This window comes from Lysinibacillus sp. JNUCC 51 (genome assembly GCF_015999525.1).
GTDB classification, from domain to species: Bacteria; Bacillota; Bacilli; order Bacillales_A; family Planococcaceae; genus Lysinibacillus; species Lysinibacillus xylanilyticus.
In genome coordinates this window covers 3867776-3884118 of sequence record NZ_CP065545.1, presented here as the reverse complement: position 1 = coordinate 3884118, position 16343 = coordinate 3867776, and the positions used below count along the sequence as shown (strand labels likewise).

General features: G+C 38.2%; 17 protein-coding genes. 3 read left to right on the top strand and 14 right to left on the bottom strand.

All coding sequences use genetic code 11. The annotated features are described in order from the left end of the window. Nucleotides 1-140 precede the first annotated feature (140 nt). The gene (locus JNUCC51_RS18725) at nucleotides 141-449 is read right to left on the bottom strand and encodes a post-transcriptional regulator (protein WP_337989241.1); all 309 of its coding nucleotides are present in this window, start codon (nucleotides 447-449) and stop codon (nucleotides 141-143) included. Between the two features lie 93 nt (nucleotides 450-542). Between JNUCC51_RS18725 and JNUCC51_RS18720 the strand changes: the two genes are divergently transcribed. Next, nucleotides 543-2060: a putative polysaccharide biosynthesis protein gene (locus tag JNUCC51_RS18720; RefSeq protein WP_337989240.1), complete on the top strand. Its 1518-nt coding sequence runs from the start codon at nucleotides 543-545 to the stop codon at nucleotides 2058-2060. On the opposite strand, the gene JNUCC51_RS18715 is transcribed toward JNUCC51_RS18720, so the two are convergent. Further along, a complete protein-coding gene (locus JNUCC51_RS18715; RefSeq protein WP_049667678.1) occupies nucleotides 2057-2692 on the bottom strand; it encodes a DUF421 domain-containing protein in 636 nt (211 codons plus the stop codon). The two genes, JNUCC51_RS18720 and JNUCC51_RS18715, sit on opposite strands and share 4 nt — an antisense overlap. Nucleotides 2693-3448: 756 nt before the next feature. On the opposite strand from JNUCC51_RS18715, the gene JNUCC51_RS18710 reads away from it, so the two are divergent. Then, nucleotides 3449-4291, top strand: coding sequence for a polysaccharide deacetylase family protein (locus JNUCC51_RS18710; protein WP_337989239.1), 843 nt, complete (start codon nucleotides 3449-3451; stop codon nucleotides 4289-4291). A 171-nt stretch (nucleotides 4292-4462) separates the two neighbouring features. Here the strand turns inward: JNUCC51_RS18710 and yajC are convergent, their stop codons facing one another. The 7 genes from yajC to JNUCC51_RS18675 all read right to left on the bottom strand — a co-directional run bounded on the left by yajC (nucleotide 4463) and on the right by JNUCC51_RS18675 (nucleotide 10737). Continuing rightward, on the bottom strand, nucleotides 4463-4735 hold the full coding sequence (yajC, locus tag JNUCC51_RS18705) for a preprotein translocase subunit YajC (RefSeq protein WP_337989238.1): 273 nt from the start codon (nucleotides 4733-4735) through the stop codon (nucleotides 4463-4465). Nucleotides 4736-4903: 168 nt separating this feature from the next. Continuing rightward, nucleotides 4904-6049, bottom strand: a complete 1146-nt coding sequence (gene tgt / locus JNUCC51_RS18700; protein WP_337989237.1) for a tRNA guanosine(34) transglycosylase Tgt — start codon at nucleotides 6047-6049, stop codon at nucleotides 4904-4906. 53 nt (nucleotides 6050-6102) lie between these two features. Continuing rightward, the gene (gene queA / locus JNUCC51_RS18695; protein ID WP_337989236.1) at nucleotides 6103-7146 is read right to left on the bottom strand and encodes a tRNA preQ1(34) S-adenosylmethionine ribosyltransferase-isomerase QueA; all 1044 of its coding nucleotides are present in this window, start codon (nucleotides 7144-7146) and stop codon (nucleotides 6103-6105) included. A gap of 17 nt (nucleotides 7147-7163) precedes the next feature. Continuing rightward, a complete protein-coding gene (ruvB, locus tag JNUCC51_RS18690; protein WP_100546104.1) occupies nucleotides 7164-8168 on the bottom strand; it encodes a Holliday junction branch migration DNA helicase RuvB in 1005 nt (334 codons plus the stop codon). A gap of 18 nt (nucleotides 8169-8186) precedes the next feature. Then, nucleotides 8187-8807 carry a Holliday junction branch migration protein RuvA gene (gene ruvA / locus JNUCC51_RS18685; RefSeq protein ID WP_134018684.1) on the bottom strand — a complete coding sequence of 207 codons (621 nt, stop codon included), beginning with the start codon at nucleotides 8805-8807 and terminating at the stop codon, nucleotides 8187-8189. Nucleotides 8808-8921: 114 nt separating this feature from the next. Further along, on the bottom strand, nucleotides 8922-9719 hold the full coding sequence (locus tag JNUCC51_RS18680; RefSeq protein WP_337989235.1) for a phosphotransferase: 798 nt from the start codon (nucleotides 9717-9719) through the stop codon (nucleotides 8922-8924). Nucleotides 9720-9789: 70 nt separating this feature from the next. Next, on the bottom strand, nucleotides 9790-10737 hold the full coding sequence (locus tag JNUCC51_RS18675) for a LysM peptidoglycan-binding domain-containing protein (protein ID WP_337989234.1): 948 nt from the start codon (nucleotides 10735-10737) through the stop codon (nucleotides 9790-9792). Between the two features lie 141 nt (nucleotides 10738-10878). On the opposite strand from JNUCC51_RS18675, the gene JNUCC51_RS18670 reads away from it, so the two are divergent. Continuing rightward, nucleotides 10879-11412 carry a transcription repressor NadR gene (locus tag JNUCC51_RS18670; RefSeq protein WP_337989233.1) on the top strand — a complete coding sequence of 178 codons (534 nt, stop codon included), beginning with the start codon at nucleotides 10879-10881 and terminating at the stop codon, nucleotides 11410-11412. 354 nt (nucleotides 11413-11766) lie between these two features. Here JNUCC51_RS18670 and JNUCC51_RS18665 read toward each other — a convergent pair whose 3' ends face one another. The 5 genes from JNUCC51_RS18665 to JNUCC51_RS18645 all read right to left on the bottom strand — a co-directional run bounded on the left by JNUCC51_RS18665 (nucleotide 11767) and on the right by JNUCC51_RS18645 (nucleotide 15930). Continuing rightward, nucleotides 11767-12156: a thiol-disulfide oxidoreductase DCC family protein gene (locus JNUCC51_RS18665; RefSeq protein WP_337989232.1), complete on the bottom strand. Its 390-nt coding sequence runs from the start codon at nucleotides 12154-12156 to the stop codon at nucleotides 11767-11769. 24 nt (nucleotides 12157-12180) lie between these two features. Next, entirely contained in the window at nucleotides 12181-13056 is an 876-nt protein-coding gene (gene pheA, locus JNUCC51_RS18660) for a prephenate dehydratase (protein WP_337989231.1), read from the bottom strand. Nucleotides 13057-13627: 571 nt separating this feature from the next. Continuing rightward, nucleotides 13628-14083: an ACT domain-containing protein gene (locus JNUCC51_RS18655; RefSeq protein ID WP_049667666.1), complete on the bottom strand. Its 456-nt coding sequence runs from the start codon at nucleotides 14081-14083 to the stop codon at nucleotides 13628-13630. Nucleotides 14084-14107: 24 nt separating this feature from the next. Next, on the bottom strand, nucleotides 14108-15397 hold the full coding sequence (gene obgE, locus JNUCC51_RS18650) for a GTPase ObgE (protein WP_337989230.1): 1290 nt from the start codon (nucleotides 15395-15397) through the stop codon (nucleotides 14108-14110). 5 nt (nucleotides 15398-15402) lie between these two features. After that, a complete protein-coding gene (locus tag JNUCC51_RS18645; protein WP_337989229.1) occupies nucleotides 15403-15930 on the bottom strand; it encodes a Spo0B domain-containing protein in 528 nt (175 codons plus the stop codon). Between the last annotated feature and the right edge of the window lie 413 nt (nucleotides 15931-16343).

Below are 16343 nucleotides of genomic sequence, written 5' to 3'. Positions count from 1 at the left end.
GAATTATTAGGAGGTTTTTGAATAAATATACTCATACAAATAAAAAAAGCGCAACACACTCATTATGAAACACGTTGCGCTTGGTGTCAATTCAACACTTTTGTATTCTTTTATTATTTGACAAATTTCACACATTCTTCTTAAATTTTAACCGGGCCAAGTAGCATTTTTAACTCTTCCGCATTCAAATCTGTAAACCAATCATTACTTTGTAAAAATTCTACTTGATTAAATGATACGATATCGGACGGTGATACTGAAAAAATAGTGGAGATAATTTCATGTAAGCGTAATTGTTCAATATTTTTTCTGCGCCATTTTTTTTCTATACAGAAGCGCCATAGTTCTTCTGCTGTAATCGCATCGTATTGATAATGTTTAAATTCTTCCATCTTACTATCAATTGCAGGACGAATTTTTTCAAATAGTTGCTCATACTGCATACTCATTTTGAATCATCTCCAATCAAAGTTGTATCGTAAGACTTGTCTGCATACAAATAGTGTAAATGAATTTTTGTGGCTTGAGAAGGGACGGATGGCATGAGTTCTTTTGTACGGGGTACACTATTTTTAATGTTCGTGATTTTTTTATCAAAACTCTTTGGCTTCTTTTATAGAATGCAATTTATGCGTATCGCTGGTGAAGAGGCAGTCGGCATTTACATGACCGTCTATCCGGCGTTCATTTTCTTCATCTCACTCATTCAACTTGGACTACCTATCGCTGTGGCAAAAATTGTAGCAGAATTACTAGCAAAAAACAAACGCGAAGGCATCTATGGTGTTATGCGTACGGCTATTCTTTGGTCATTTATTGGAATGATCATCTTTATGCCGATTGTTGCACTTACAATACCATATATATCGACTACTCTTTTACATAATGAACAAACAACAATTACTCTTTGGATTGCACTCTTTGCTGTACCAGTATCAGTTGGTTCTGGATTATTGCGCGCTTATTTACAGGGTATTGCGAAAATTACACCAACAGCTTGGGCTCAAATGATTGAACAAATTATCCGCATTGGCTTCATTACATTTATGCTACCTTTTGTGGCTGCCTATGATAATGCTGCCGTAACAGCAGCATCTGCTATGGGTATTACGCTTCTAGCTGAAGTCGTTGCTTTCTTGTATTTGTGGATGCATTATATTGTTTCAAAGAAAAAATTATTGACACAAAAAAACAAAATCGAGGCATATCCTTCCTCCCCGATGTTACGGATTGCCCTTCCTTCTGCAGGAAGCAAGCTGTTTGGATCCTTTACTTGGTTTTTAGAGCCTATCATTTTTTTAAAGGCTTTAACTATGGCCGGATTGACAGCCTCAGCCGCAACAATTTTATATGGGGTTATTTCGGGTGTATTAGTCCCTCTTTTATTATTCCCAGCTTTTGTGTCTGCAGCACTTTCAATTGTTCTAATACCGGCTGTAAGTGATGCTGTTGCTCGTCAGCATATACCGCTCCTGCAAGAACGTATTTCTGTATCATTGCGACTATCATCCTTAGTGGGCTGTGTTGCTGCTACGTACTTTTTCGTTCATGGAGATGATTTAGCCGTAAAGCTCTTTCACTTACAAGAAAATCGTGGTTATGTGAAAATATTAGCGCCTATTTTTTATTTTTATTATATACAAAGTCCATTGCACTCTATATTACAAGCTATCGGTGAAGCCCGCGCAGCAATGATGAACTCCATTTACGGTGGTCTTGGTAAGCTCTTTGTTATGTTCGTACTTGCTTCTCAGCCTGGAATACAAGAAAAAGGTGCCGTTGTAGCAATTGGCTTTGGCGTTTTATTAACTTCATTCTTGCATATTGCAACAGTAAGACAACGCAAAAATTTACGTGCTGGATTTAGAATGTTTGTAGTTCCATATAGCTGCTTTATTGCCGTTTGTGTTTCTCAATATTTCTTGATGCAGATTATGCCACTACCTTTTATTTTAAGTAGCTGTGTAACCTTGTTTTTACTATTTACTTTCTTACTATTTTCCAATCAGTTGCGCATTACTGATTTACGCTACCTTCGTAAGCTGGCCAAGAAAGTTTAAGACTCTTTCAGCTGGATATGAAGCCGATCTTCCTCCCAAACACAAAAAAATACAGTGTTACTATCCGTAATATTATTTTTAGCAAGCTCTGCCATTAACCAATCAGCATCTTTATGCAAAACCTTTAAATGCCTATCCTGAATATCACCATCGATAATAAGTGGGTACACAAATGCCTTTTCATCTTTCTGGTATACGGAAAGATTGCCAGATGGCTCTAAATAGGCATATGCAATATCTGTAACGGAAGCATTTCCATTTTCGCGTAATTGTTGACACAAGTCATCTAAATTATAGCGTTGCTTACGCATTTCACTTTCTAAAATAACACCATCTCTTATAAGTAATACTGGATCACCATCAACTAGGTCACGAAATTTTTTATTTTTGAGTGACAAATAAGCAGTTGTTATTTGAATGAAAAACAGCACGATGATTGGTAAAATGACCTTAAATATAGGACTTTCGAAATCATCAAGTGCAAATGCTGCAACCTCAGCCATTAAAATGGATACGACTAAATCAATTACAGACAATTCGCCGACCTCACGTTTACCCATTAAACGAAAAATTATTAGGATAAACACATATAAAAAACATGTTCTTAAAATAATCGTTAAATATTCTTCCATGCAGTCACCCCCATACTAATCAAGGTGACCTTACTCATCACTTTTTATACAGGATAATAATATATCATAACTTTGCCTTTTTTTACTTCTTTAAACAATTATTTTTAGTAGCGAAAGCGAATTGGCAGCTAGAAATGTCTTCTGTATCCAAAGTGTAGCGACAGGTAAAGATGTTTTTTGTAACGTAAGTGAAAGGCAGTTATGGAAGTCTCCGCCACAATGGGTGTTGAGATGAATGCGGGTATAAGTTACTTTTCAGCGGGTGTACAAACATCCGCTGAAAGACTAAGTACAAAGCCAATTCCGGTCGCAATTATGTCGAGGCATAATTGCTCTCCCTAAATTTTTCTTATGTTTTTTTGCATACTAAATTTTAAGGAAACCTAGTTTTGAATTAAGAAGAACGCACGAAAATCATTTACAAAATAACACCTACTTGTATATAAAAGGAAATATCACTATGAACTTTCGTAAATCAAAAGAATAAACCTTAGTTGTTTGTGTACAATAAAAGGAGCAATAATTCTTGCTTTTCAAATGGTAAAAAGTAAAATTTCCCCTGACAATTTATAATGTTCCCCCCAACAATAATGTAGTTATTTAAGCACAAAGCCGATTCCAGACGCAATGTATTTCTCTAGCGAAAGTAAAGCGACTGCAGCAAATGTTTTCTGTAGCGATTGCAAAGCGACAGCTACAATTATGCATCGGCATAATTAATCATCATAATTTCAAACATAAAAACAAGGTGAGAAAATGAAAAGGATAGTAATTTTTCTAGTTGTTGCTTATAGTATATTGCTCATTAAACCCTACCCTATTTATGGATATAACAATGCGAAGATTCCAGTTCTTATGTACCACCATTTAGAAAACAATGTGAATAATAATACAGTCATTTCCCCAGAGAATTTCGAAAATCAAATTAAAACGCTTAAAGAAAATGGGTACAATTCGATTACAACCCAAGATTTATATGATTACTTAAACGGTAAAACAGAGTTGCCTAAAAATCCGGTGTTAATAACTTTTGACGATGGTTACTTAAGCAACTTTGAAAAAGCTTATCCAATTTTGAAAAAATACAAAATGCATGCAGAAATCTTTGTTATCACCAGTCACATCCTAGAAACAAACGAAAAAAATGTATATACAAACGAAATTCCCAAAATGAATTGGGATCAATTAAAAGAAATGAAAGATTATATAACCATCCAAAGCCATACTTGGAATTCACATTATAAATTACAGTCATTCAGCGGAGGAATGAAAGGTGCCATATATGGTCGTAGTTACATTAATGGAAAACTAGAAACACAAGTAGAGTACGAAGAAAGGGTTAAAAAAGATTTTAATCTTTCCAGGAAAATTATTAAAGAAAAATTAGGATATGAACCAATTGCTCTTAGCTACCCCTTCGGAACTAATTCTGAAGATGCAATGAAATTAGCGAAGGATGTTGGATTTAAAATGGCTTTTGTTATTAAAAATAAAGGTGTTACTATGGGCGATAATGTATATGCTTTAAGCAGAATAACGGTAAATGGCAATGAAACTGGAGCAGAATTAATTAAGAAATTACAAAACGATGGCATTTGAATAAAATAAAAGAGAAAAAATCAAGTAACGATATATGCCTTGGCATAATTACGTCCGGAGGCTATAGGCCAAATAATTTCATATGTACCTGTCGTTTCGCTTTCGCTTCAAAATAATTGCTGAAAGAAGGTAAAAAAAGACTTACAATTAATGTAAGTCTTTTTCTCATTATTATTTTGATTGGTCGCCATTCACTACTCGTCCAATTGCTTGGCGGTCAAATTTAACGCGCACATTGTCTGAAATCTTTAATGTCACAGCTGTGTCCTCAATTGAGTCAATTTCACCATGTAAGCCACCGATTGTAATAACTTTATCTCCACGTTGCAAACTACCCTGCATATTTTGTGTTTCCTGCTGTCTCTTTTTAGCAGGGCGGATTAAAATAAACCACATTGCAACGAACATTAATAATATTGGTGCGAATCCTAATAGTTGATCCATCATTCTTGCCCCCTTTCCAGTTCTTTTTTAGTATAGACTATTCCACCATAAAAAAGCGATGGACAAGCCCAAAATTTTTCTATATTACTAATATTTTTTCTAATATAGACATTTTTTTGCTTAAAATATTCACAGTTCGCACAAATTTACATAATTTTTTACCAAATTTTAGAAGTTCTTTGCATTTGGTCCATTAAAGCCGTACTTCTCGAAAAATTCCTCTCGGAAATCGCCAAGACGGTCTTCGCGTATTGCCTCACGTACTTGTTCCATTAGCTTCAATAGGAAGTGTAAGTTATGGTAAGTCGTTAAACGGATACCAAACGTTTCTTCTGTACGGATTAGGTGACGAATATATGCGCGTGAATAATTTTTACATGTGTAGCAATCACAGTTCGGATCAATTGGTCCGAAATCACGTGCATATTTTGCATTTTTAACAACTAAACGGCCTTCAGATGTCATTAATGTGCCATTACGAGCAATACGTGTCGGTAATACACAGTCAAACATATCAATGCCTCGAATAGCACCATCGATTAATGAGTCAGGTGACCCTACCCCCATTAAATAACGTGGTTTATTAGTTGGCATTAAAGGTGTTGTAAACTCTAACACTCGGTTCATAATATCCTTAGGCTCACCAACAGATAGCCCTCCGATAGCATAACCTGGGAAATCTAGCTCAACTAATGCTTCTGCAGAACGGCGGCGTAAATCCTCGTATTCTCCCCCTTGAATGATACCAAATAGACCTTGGTCTTCTGGACGTTTATGTGCCTCTTTACAACGTTTAGCCCAACGTGTTGTACGATCTACTGATTTCAACATATAGTCATATGTCGCAGGGTAAGGTGGACATTCATCAAAAGCCATCATAATATCCGAGCCTAAATCATTTTGAATTTCCATCGCCTTTTCCGGACTTAAAAACAATTTATCCCCATTCAAATGATTGCGGAAATGAACGCCTTCTTCTTCGATTTTACGGAATTGACTAAGTGAGAACACTTGGAAACCACCTGAATCTGTTAAAATCGGGCGATCCCAGTTCATAAATTTATGCAAGCCACCTGCTTCCTTAACAATATCATTACCAGGTCGTAGCCATAAATGATACGTATTTGACAGAATAATACCTGCATTCATGTCCTTTAATTCCTCAGGTGACATTGTTTTAACAGTTGCTTGTGTACCAACAGGCATAAATGCTGGCGTTTCAAAAGAGCCATGCGGTGTATGCACGATTCCAAGGCGTGCTCCTGTTTGCTTACAAGTATGAAGTAACTCATAACGAATTGCTGGTTGTGTCATATTATAAAAATTCCTCTCTTATCTAAAGTAAAAACAGTACTCCGATTTTTTCTTTATTCTCCTTTTGGACGAATAAACATAGCATCACCAAAGCTAAAGAAACGATATTTTTCTTCTACAGCTTGATGGTATGCACTTAAAATTGTTTCTCTTGTTGCAAGCGTACTAACAAGCATTACAAGGGTAGACTTTGGTAAATGGAAGTTTGTGATTAAACCATCCACAATTGAAAATTCATATCCCGGATAAATGAAAATAGACGTCCAACCTTGTTCTGCTCGCACTTCGCCTCCATATTTAGAACCGATAGTTTCTAATGTACGTGTAGAGGTTGTACCAACTGCAATCACTTTTCCACCATTACTCTTTACTCGGTTTATGATAGATGCTGTTTCTTCCGTTACACTATAAAATTCGGAATGCATTTCGTGATTTTCAATTGAATCTACACTTACAGGACGGAAAGTTCCAAGTCCCACATGTAAAGTGATAAATACAACTTCGACCCCTTTTGCTTTTACTTGATCAAGTAATTCTTCTGTAAAATGCAGGCCTGCAGTCGGCGCTGCAGCTGAGCCACGCTCTTTTGCATAAACGGTTTGGTAACGATCCTTGTCCTCTAATTTTTCACGAATATATGGAGGTAGTGGCATCTCACCAAGTTGCTCTAAAATTTCATAAAAAATCCCATTATATTTAAACTCAAATGTACGCCCACCATGATCAAGCTCTCCTGTACAAGTAGCTGTCAGTAAGCCATCTCCAAATGTTACAACTGTGCCGACTTTTACACGTTTAGCTGGTTTAACAAGTGTTTCCCATTCATCTGTACCTGCCATTTGCTTTAATAGCAATACTTCTATATGAGCACCAGTTTCCTCTTTAACGCCCATTAAACGTGCTGGTAAGACTCTTGTATCATTTAACACAAGGCAGTCTCCCGCTTGTAGCTCATCTAAAATATGAGCAAAATGATGATGCTCTACATTTTTTGAGCCTGGCGTCACAACCATTAAACGACTAGCTGTTCGGTCCAAAAGTGGTGTTTGTGCAATAAGCTCTTCTGGCAATTCAAAATCAAAATCTTCTACACGCATGAAAATACTTCCTTCTTCTAGGTTTGTTGGGGATATTCATATCCAAAATGTTCGTAGGCTGAATGTGTTGCCACACGTCCACGTGGCGTACGCTGTATAAAGCCAATTTGCATCAAATATGGCTCGTACACATCTTCAATCGTTACGCGCTCCTCACCAATAGATGCTGCCAGCGTATCTAAGCCTACAGGGCCACCACGGAAGCGCTCAATCATATTGGTCACAAGTTTATGGTCAATATGGTCAAGCCCTCTAGGATCGACTTGTAATAGCTCAAGCGCTTGCTTAGCAAGACCCTCCGTTATCATACCATCTCCGAGCACCTGTGCATAATCTCGCACTCGTTTTAGCAAACGGTTGGCAATACGAGGTGTTCCACGCGAGCGTGTCGCCATTTCAAGTGCTGCTACTTGCTCAATCTCAACATCAAATAAATGCGAACTACGTACAACAATTTCTGCAAGTGACGTATTATCATAATACTCCAATCTCAATAATACGCCAAAGCGATCCCTTAAAGGTGCTGATAATGCGCCCGCTCTTGTTGTTGCACCAACGAGTGTAAATGGCGGTAAATCAAGTCGTACAGAACGTGCCTCAGGGCCTTTACCAACGACAATATCTAGACAAAAATCCTCCATGGCAGGGTAAAGCACCTCTTCTATTGCACGAGGCAGGCGATGGATTTCATCGATAAAGAGCACATCCCCTGGCTCCAGTGAGCTTAAAATAGCTGCTAAATCTCCAGGACGTTCGATCGCAGGCCCACTAGTCATGCGCACATTGACATTCATTTCATTAGCAATAACAGCAGCTAATGTAGTTTTCCCAAGTCCAGGCGGTCCATATAACAGCACATGATCTAAACTTTCCTGACGAAGCTTTGCCGCTTCAATGAAAATTTGTAAATTCTCCTTTACCTTATGTTGACCAATATATTGTGCTAATCTTTGTGGCCGTAAAGATAATTCAAACTGTTCATCATAGCTACCTGCCTCACTAGCCATCATACGTTCAGACATGTACTTCCCCCCCTTTCACTATTTTAGCTTTAATAGCAATTGTAAAGCTTGTTTCATAAATGCATCTGTTGTTTCAAGCTTGTCGTTCTCTTCGAGTTGTGGACGTATTTTTTCTAATTCTTTTTCAGAATAACCAAGTGCCATTAAGGCAAGAGTAGCTTCTTCAAGCTCATGTTTATATGGATTTACACCAAATAACGGTAATTCATCTTCTGTACTTGGCAACTCAATAGTATCCAGCAATCCGCCGAGTTTACCTTTTAAATCCAAAATCATTTGACGTGCAGTTTTCTTACCCACACCAGGAAACTTTACTAAAAACGATTCATCTTCTCGTTCAATGGCACTGATAACCTGTTGCGGATTCCCAGTAGCTAAAATAGCAAGTGCACCCTTCGGTCCAATTCCTGACACTAAAATAAGCTTACGGAACAGCTCTCGTTGGTCTAAATTTGGAAAACCATATAACACTTGTGCATCCTCACGTACATGCAAGTGAACAAAAATTTGTTGCTCAAGCGCAGATGTCCGGAACGCAAATGGATTTGGTGTATTTAGCTGCCAGCCAATCCCTTGCTGCTCAAGGACGATATACTCTGGAGTTATACGCATTACTTGTCCTTTTAAATAATCATACATTCTATAATCCCTCACAATCATCGTCTTCGATTATAGCATATTACGAACGAATGCTCGACAATAAGAAATAACACAAGTAGTCTTGCACATACAAAAATGACCGCCAAAAGACGGTCATTTCTTTATCATTTTATCAATATCGTACCACAGTTTTGGCCAATATGTGAGAGCTCGTTTTGTAAATGGCACTAAATAATCTAAAAATACCAACTGTTGATCTAATGGTAAATCTACTGCAAAAAGCCATTCACGTAATAGCTCATTTGGATATTTTAAACGATGTAGCTTTCTTTTATCTAATCGTTTCAACTCTGGTAGCTCAGCAAATATTTTACCAAGGTCATAATCTACTGCTGGCAATACACGATGCAACCATAAAATATATTCATCATCCGCTTCACCAAGGTGAGCCAAATCAAAATCAATTAAACGTAATTCCCCATCTGAGCACCATAAAAAATTATGATGGACGACATCTCCATGTAGAAGCGTTATTTCTTTTTCATGTACATCTTCCTGAGCGATTAGCTGTAACGATTTCTCGCTATAATGTGAAATTTGATTGATTTCTTCTTTTGTTAAAAATGCACGAAATTCATTCCTTCTGCTCTTAAAACGCATATGACGCATTTGCCATTTTAAAAGCTGTGAATAGGTATGCAAACCTGGCACCCGCTGCCAAGCAATTTTTTTATGTGTATCATGTAACGTATTTAATAGCTTTAGTGATTCCTTCCGATCCTTTTTATGTGCAAAATTAGCACTATGACTTCCTTCTTGCCAATCTTGCACGATTAAATATTCATCATCACTTTTCATTAAAGGTAAGATCAATGAGGGCTCTAGATGTCCAAGCTGTCGATGGATAACCCTTACCTTTTCTGCTATTTCTATTTGCTTTGCTCGTTTCACAAAATAAATTTTGGATTGATATTTATACTTCCAAATATTCGGCTTTACTTCTTCAATGATATACGCTTTTTCACCATCGATAAGGCGTCATCCCGCCTGGGAAATAGTGCGGTGACATCCATTGTCCTACTGACGAATACGGCATATGGCAGTGTGATGGACATGGCATTGGGCATGGTGGCGGACATGGTGGTGGACAGCAACATGGGTCCATTTGCCAATTTGGCATCATGACTGGTTGTGCATGACAACCACAGGGCTGTTCCATTTCCGGCATTTGCTGATATTCAGGGCTCATAGGGAAGAATGGAGATGTACTAGATTCTAAGAAATCCCCAGCAACTTTTTCGCATCCCATATCACATGATGGTTGCTCTGGCATTGTATAAGCCTCAACTTGCGGTTGCATTGGCATCGGCCAATACATATGATGATGCACGGGCTGATGGCAGCTTGCACAATGTGGTACTGCTGGCATTTGTGGCATGATAAAAATCGGTTGCGGCATCGGTGCTGGTGGTGGCGCCTCTGGTTGGGCTACAGGCTGTGGTTGAATTTGAATTGGTGATACAGTTTGCTCTACACTTGGCATGACAACTTGTTGATTCCAGCTAAGCTCAACTGGAGCTGGCTGAGGCATCGGCATTGGCATTGGATATGGAATTGGAATCATCTGTGGTTCTGGCATTGGTGGTGGTGGTACAATGATTGGTGGTGGCGTTGGTCTTTGAACTTCTTTTTCTTTAACGTGCCTTGTAGGTGACTCCTTGTGCATATGTTCTTTGTGCATGTGTTCCTTATGCCCCTCTTTATTTGATTCCCTATGTCCTTCTCTATGTCCCCCCTCTCTATGTCCTTCTCTATGCATTTTTTCAGGTAGGATAATTTCCATGCCCGGTACAATATAATCTGGATTAGCAAGATGCGCATTAAGTCGCTTTAAATCTTCAAACGAAACTCCGTACTCTTTCGCAATCTTCCACAACGTGTCTCCCTTTTGGACAATATGAATACGCAATTTTTTCCTCCCTTCCTCTCTTCGTATCATATGTTCAATGTTTCATTTGGATACAAAAATTTCACGCATGTGGAAATGCTTCATGGTACACTAGTTTTTAAGGAAAACTGCTTCCTTTATTACAGGCAGAGGTGATCTCTTATGAAAAAAATGTTAGGCGAAGAACGCCGACTGCAACTCCTAGCACAACTAAAAAAAAGCACAGCACCTATAACAGGGACGGACCTAGCTAAATTCGCTAATGTTTCTAGACAAGTCATTGTCAATGATATGACATTATTAAAGGCTAGAAATGAACCTATTATTGCAACTAGCCAAGGATATCTTTATATGCATCAGGAACAATTACATCAAACTGTTGAACGTGCAATTCCTTGCTTCCACACTGCAGAGGATGCGGAAGACGAACTTACAACAATAGTTGATTGCGGTGGTACAGTAAAAAATGTTATTGTTGAACACCCAATTTATGGGGAAATTACCGCATCCATTATGGTTTCTAACCGTCATGAAGTAAAAAGATTTATTCAGCGTGTCAACGAAACACAGGCTAGTTATTTATCCGAACTAACAGGTGGTACACATCTTCATGTTATTTCTGCTCCTTCTGTGGAAATTTTAGATTTAATTGAACTAACTTTACAAAAAAAGGGCTATTTAATTGTAGATCAATAATTGAACGAACTTTGCTTCAATAAGGTGGAAAATCAAATAAATGATTAAAAGCTGCTAGCCTCCACGGAGACTTGCAGTTTTTTTATAGAAAACATACGTAAATGTTTAGGGTTTTTAGTGATATTTTTACCACAAAAAATATGATTTATAGTTATTTCATTTGTTTCTTATTTATGGCCCCTCTTCAAGAATTGGTAGTGAAATTTATTATAAAGTATAAACCGGATATATTAGTTGATTGGAATGGCGACTGGGCGATTAGTGTCACAAATTAGGCCCTGGACCAAAGCAGCTAAATTACTGTTTCATTTTCCGTTAAAAAAAGCTATCCACATTATTTGGATAGCTTCAAAGTTAGAGAAATCTTTTTCGTTGCGATTGTGTTGGCAATAAACATACTTCTTTTCGTCCAAAAAGACGATATCTATTTTTAGCAAATATTCGATATATTTTATTTCGTATGAATGACGGAATCATGACGAAAATATAAAAAACAGGCCAAAAACTATCTAATCTCCTACAGATTTTAAGTGCTGCTGCGGATTCAAAATATACCTTTCCATGCTCAATTAATATGACACTATCAATATTTTCTGGTACTTCGAATTGTGCAAGTAATGCCTGCCCAGCATCGCTTTGGATGGATGCAAATTGAAAATACTCTGCTTGATCATATTTGATAATAAATTGCACACTACTATCACAAAAATTGCACACTCCATCAAACAAAATAATGCCACCCACAACGATTCCTCCTAGCCACTTTTATTACTCATCCGACGTTAGATAAGTAAAGTATGTACCAAGTGACTTCACCTTGCAACCAAGTGCAGCTAGTTCTTCCATCGCCCCGCGCATCATAGGTTCCTTTTCATCAGCTAATACATCAATCATAAAGAAATAATCACCCAAGCCAGTTTTTAATGGTCGTGACTCGATTTTACTTAAATTTAGCTGTCGCCATGCAAATACTGATAATACTTGATGTAATGCCCCTGAACGGTCCGTTGGCAATGTAATCATGAAAGTTGTCTTCGCCTGTCCATCAGATAATTCTTGTGGCAGTCGTCTATTTTGCTTTGATAATACAAAGAAGCGTGTATGGTTAAAATGGAAATCATGAATATCAGGTTGAACAATTTCTAAGCCATATTTAACTGCTGCCGCTGCATTTCCAACCGCCGCAATGCACTCGTTTGGATTTTCGGATACAAATTTTGCAGCAGCTGCTGTTGATGTCGTTTGATGTAACGGAACATGGCTGAAACGATAAAATAAGTATTTATGACATTGGGCTAGAGCATGTGGATGTGAATAAACACCGGTAATCGATTCCCAATTGTCCTTTTGCGCTTTATTGACCATTAAATGTTGTTGTATTTTTAATAGAAGCTCACCTGTAACGTATAGGGTTGCCTCATGGAATAGATAATCGAGCGTTAGCGATACAGATCCTTCTAAAGCATTTTCTAGTGGTACAACTGCTAAATCTACCTTCCCCTCAGCTACTGCCTCAATACATTCTGGAATTGTAGAACAAGGGATAAGCCACTCATTCGGAAAGGTTGCCTTTGTTGCTAAGTATGTAAATGATGCCTCAGGTCCTAAATATCCAATTCGTTGTTCCCATTGTTGCTCTGTCATTACATCTACCTCCTTCACTACAACTTGTAGCTTTTGATTTTATATTAAATTGGCTCATCACCATAACGTGGTGTTGATTTCCGTTCCGACTGTGCGCTTTATAGCTGACGCTTCGCTTTCGCGCAGAGCAAAGCTTCCTGGGGGCGTCGTGTTGGATGTTGGTCACGAAGGCGTTATCAAAGGAAGTGATGGCTTTAACCTTCGTTCCTCTATTGCTGATCCCCAAGGAGTCGCGCAGTCTCCTCTCCAATCAACTTATATACATGACAACGTTCTAATAAATTTTATCCTCAACTTCTTTTTAAATTTCACTAATGTAAAAATTTAGAATTTTTAGTTTCTGAGAACTCCTTTTATTCTACATCAAATGTCGGTAAGGCATAATATGAAGCTTCCCAAACATTATGGAATCTCTCTTTATGACTTTCTATCCATTTTTTTCTTTCTATGAATTTTCTCTTTTGTTATAGAATAAGGAGCTGTCCCATGAGGCGATGTATTTACATCACATGGGACTGCTCCTTTTGAACTTATTTACATTCTGTCAAAAATTCAAGCTTGCTTTTAGTCATTACAATGCACCAGAACTAATTACTTCCGCTGACTCTACAAAATCTAGACGTTTGAGTTGCTGTATTAAATCATCAAGGTCACATGTCATACTAGTTACATCTAATGACAATGTAACATTAGCTCGTCCTTGAATCGGTATTGTTTGATGGATAGTCAGTACATTGCAATGCGTAATTGTCACTGTTTCTAAAAGCTTTGCAAGTGTTCCTTTACGGTCCTGAAGCTGTACAAAGACTGTTAAAATGCGTTCCTGCACAATTGAGTGAAAAGGAAATACAGCATCACGATATTTGTAAAACGCACTACGCGATAAATCCACCTGCTTTACCGCATCCCAAATGGAAGATACCGAACCACTTGAAAGTAAGTGTTTCGCTTCCAAAGTTTTTTGCATAGCATCCGTTAAAACATCTTCACGAACTAAATAATATCGCTGATTCGCAACATTCTTCATACGCTTCCCCCTAAAACTCTTGTCTTAATCGATAAATTCAAATTCAAACTCTTGCAGACGAACTGTATCGCCATCTTGCGCTCCGCGTTCGCGTAGAGCTTCATCCACGCCCATCGCACGCAATTGACGAGCAAAACGGCGAATACCATCTTCACGGCTAAAGTCAGTCATTTTAAATAGGCGTTCAATTGCATATCCGCTAATAATAAATGTGCCATCATCATCACGTGTAATTTCGAAATCTTCACCTTTTGCTTCATGTTTATACATTACCGTTGCGTCTGATTGCTCTTCTAAATCATCATATAGAGGGAATTCAGGCGTTACTTCAAGTAAATCGGCAATAGCAAATAGCAACTCTTTTAAACCTTGACGTGAAACAGCTGATATTGGGAAAATTTGAACGTCTTCTCCCACTTTTTTGCGGAATTCCTCTAAGTTTTCTTCTGCATCTGGCATATCCATTTTATTAGCAACAATAATTTGTGGACGCTCAGTTAAACGAAGATTATATTGCTTTAGCTCTTCATTAATCGTTAAATAATCCTCGTACGGATCACGGCCTTCCATTCCAGACATATCAATTACATGGACAATAACACGTGTACGTTCAATATGTCGTAAAAACTGATGACCTAAGCCTACCCCTTGGTGTGCTCCTTCAATAAGACCAGGTAAATCAGCCATCGCGAAGCTTCGATGATCGTCTGTTTCAATCATCCCTAAATTCGGGACAATTGTTGTAAAATGATATGCACCAATTTTTGGTTTCGCAGCAGAAACAACAGATAAAAGCGTTGATTTACCAACACTTGGGAAACCTACTAGTCCAACATCTGCTAAAACTTTTAACTCTAATATAACATTTAATTCTTGTCCTGGCTCACCTTTTTCAGAAAGTTCTGGTGCTGGATTTGCCGGTGTTGCGAAGCGTGAATTTCCTCGGCCACCTCGGCCAGCTTTTGCGATAATCGCTTGTTGACCGTGCTCGACTAAATCGGCAATAACAGCGCCTGTTTCTTCATTCATTACGACTGTGCCTGGTGGTACTTTAACGATTAAATCGTCTGCACGTTTACCGTGCATTCCTTTACTCATACCATGCTCACCACGGTCAGCCTTAAAATGGCGTTTATAGCGGAAATCCATTAATGTTCGTAAGCCTTCTTCAACTTCAAATACTACGTTACCGCCATGTCCGCCGTCACCACCAGCTGGACCACCATTCGGTACATATTTTTCTCGGCGGAAGGCAACCATTCCGTCCCCGCCGTCGCCACCTTTTACATAAATCTTAACGTGATCGACAAACATTTAGTTCACTCCCTATTTGCTTTCAATACATATTGCCAGCACGAATTCGTCTGTTCAATTGTTTGAATGTCTAATTGTTTCAAACCTTTTTCGGTGAATGCATCAGCACTCCATAGCCCATTTAGCGTGAATGTCACGGCAAATGTATGATCGTCAACACGTACATCGAGCGCTAAGCTCTGCTCTGTAAATGGATCTAATGTATCATAAACATGCATAACTGTTTTGTTTAAATAGTCTACAACATCCGAATCAATAGTATTTGTGACAGGCTTTTTTATCTCACCGCTTAGCTTCATTGGTAATGAAGGGTAGCGCCAGCCTCCTGTTTGAAGCCATTCTATTGTCCGTGGTAATTGTAGACGATTAAGGATAGAAAGCACTTGTAATTGCTCTGAATACTCTTGAATTAGTTTTTTTGATTCATCAATTCTACCTAAATCTAGATTCATGCGAATAAGCTGAAGTTGATTCACATAATCATGATTTGCAAAACGTAATACTTCACTAATGGTTAGTGATTGATTGTTCATCCCATTCACTCCAATAAAGTTATCCTTACTAGTATAACAAGTTTTGCTGTATTTTTCCCTTAATAATTATGCCTCGGCATAAATTGCGTCTGGAATCGGCTTTGTGCTTAGGCCTGCAAATGTTTTTTGTGCGAAAGCGCAGCAGCAACGGCAACACGGCACGATGTTGGTCACTCAGTCGTGTGTTGTTGTTGCTGTCGCTGCGCTTTCGCACAGATAAAACCGTGTTGCTGTCGCTGCGCTTTCGCACAGATAAATTGCCACTGGACGGCGTTCTTAGACTGAGTTCTTCTATTTCAGCGGATGTTTGGACAAGCGCTGAAAAGTAAAAGTGACTTTAAACGGCATTCATAGAATTCTGTACATGTCGCTACGCTTTCGGTACAAAAGACACTTGTAGCTGCCGCTTCGCT

What these genes read in the sequence shown, in the direction of transcription:
- JNUCC51_RS18725 (WP_337989241.1), bottom strand. Translation starts at nt 449, where the DNA reads ATGAGTATGCAGTATGAGCAACTATTTGAAAAAATTCGTCCTGCAATT.
- JNUCC51_RS18720 (WP_337989240.1), top strand. Translation starts at nt 543, where the DNA reads ATGAGTTCTTTTGTACGGGGTACACTATTTTTAATGTTCGTGATTTTT.
- JNUCC51_RS18715 (WP_049667678.1), bottom strand. Translation starts at nt 2,692, where the DNA reads ATGGAAGAATATTTAACGATTATTTTAAGAACATGTTTTTTATATGTG.
- JNUCC51_RS18710 (WP_337989239.1), top strand. Translation starts at nt 3,449, where the DNA reads ATGAAAAGGATAGTAATTTTTCTAGTTGTTGCTTATAGTATATTGCTC.
- yajC (WP_337989238.1), bottom strand. Translation starts at nt 4,735, where the DNA reads ATGGATCAACTATTAGGATTCGCACCAATATTATTAATGTTCGTTGCA.
- tgt (WP_337989237.1), bottom strand. Translation starts at nt 6,049, where the DNA reads ATGACACAACCAGCAATTCGTTATGAGTTACTTCATACTTGTAAGCAA.
- queA (WP_337989236.1), bottom strand. Translation starts at nt 7,146, where the DNA reads ATGCGTGTAGAAGATTTTGATTTTGAATTGCCAGAAGAGCTTATTGCA.
- ruvB (WP_100546104.1), bottom strand. Translation starts at nt 8,168, where the DNA reads ATGTCTGAACGTATGATGGCTAGTGAGGCAGGTAGCTATGATGAACAG.
- ruvA (WP_134018684.1), bottom strand. Translation starts at nt 8,807, where the DNA reads ATGTATGATTATTTAAAAGGACAAGTAATGCGTATAACTCCAGAGTAT.
- JNUCC51_RS18670 (WP_337989233.1), top strand. Translation starts at nt 10,879, where the DNA reads ATGAAAAAAATGTTAGGCGAAGAACGCCGACTGCAACTCCTAGCACAA.
- pheA (WP_337989231.1), bottom strand. Translation starts at nt 13,056, where the DNA reads ATGACAGAGCAACAATGGGAACAACGAATTGGATATTTAGGACCTGAG.
- JNUCC51_RS18655 (WP_049667666.1), bottom strand. Translation starts at nt 14,083, where the DNA reads ATGAAGAATGTTGCGAATCAGCGATATTATTTAGTTCGTGAAGATGTT.
- obgE (WP_337989230.1), bottom strand. Translation starts at nt 15,397, where the DNA reads ATGTTTGTCGATCACGTTAAGATTTATGTAAAAGGTGGCGACGGCGGG.
- JNUCC51_RS18645 (WP_337989229.1), bottom strand. Translation starts at nt 15,930, where the DNA reads ATGAACAATCAATCACTAACCATTAGTGAAGTATTACGTTTTGCAAAT.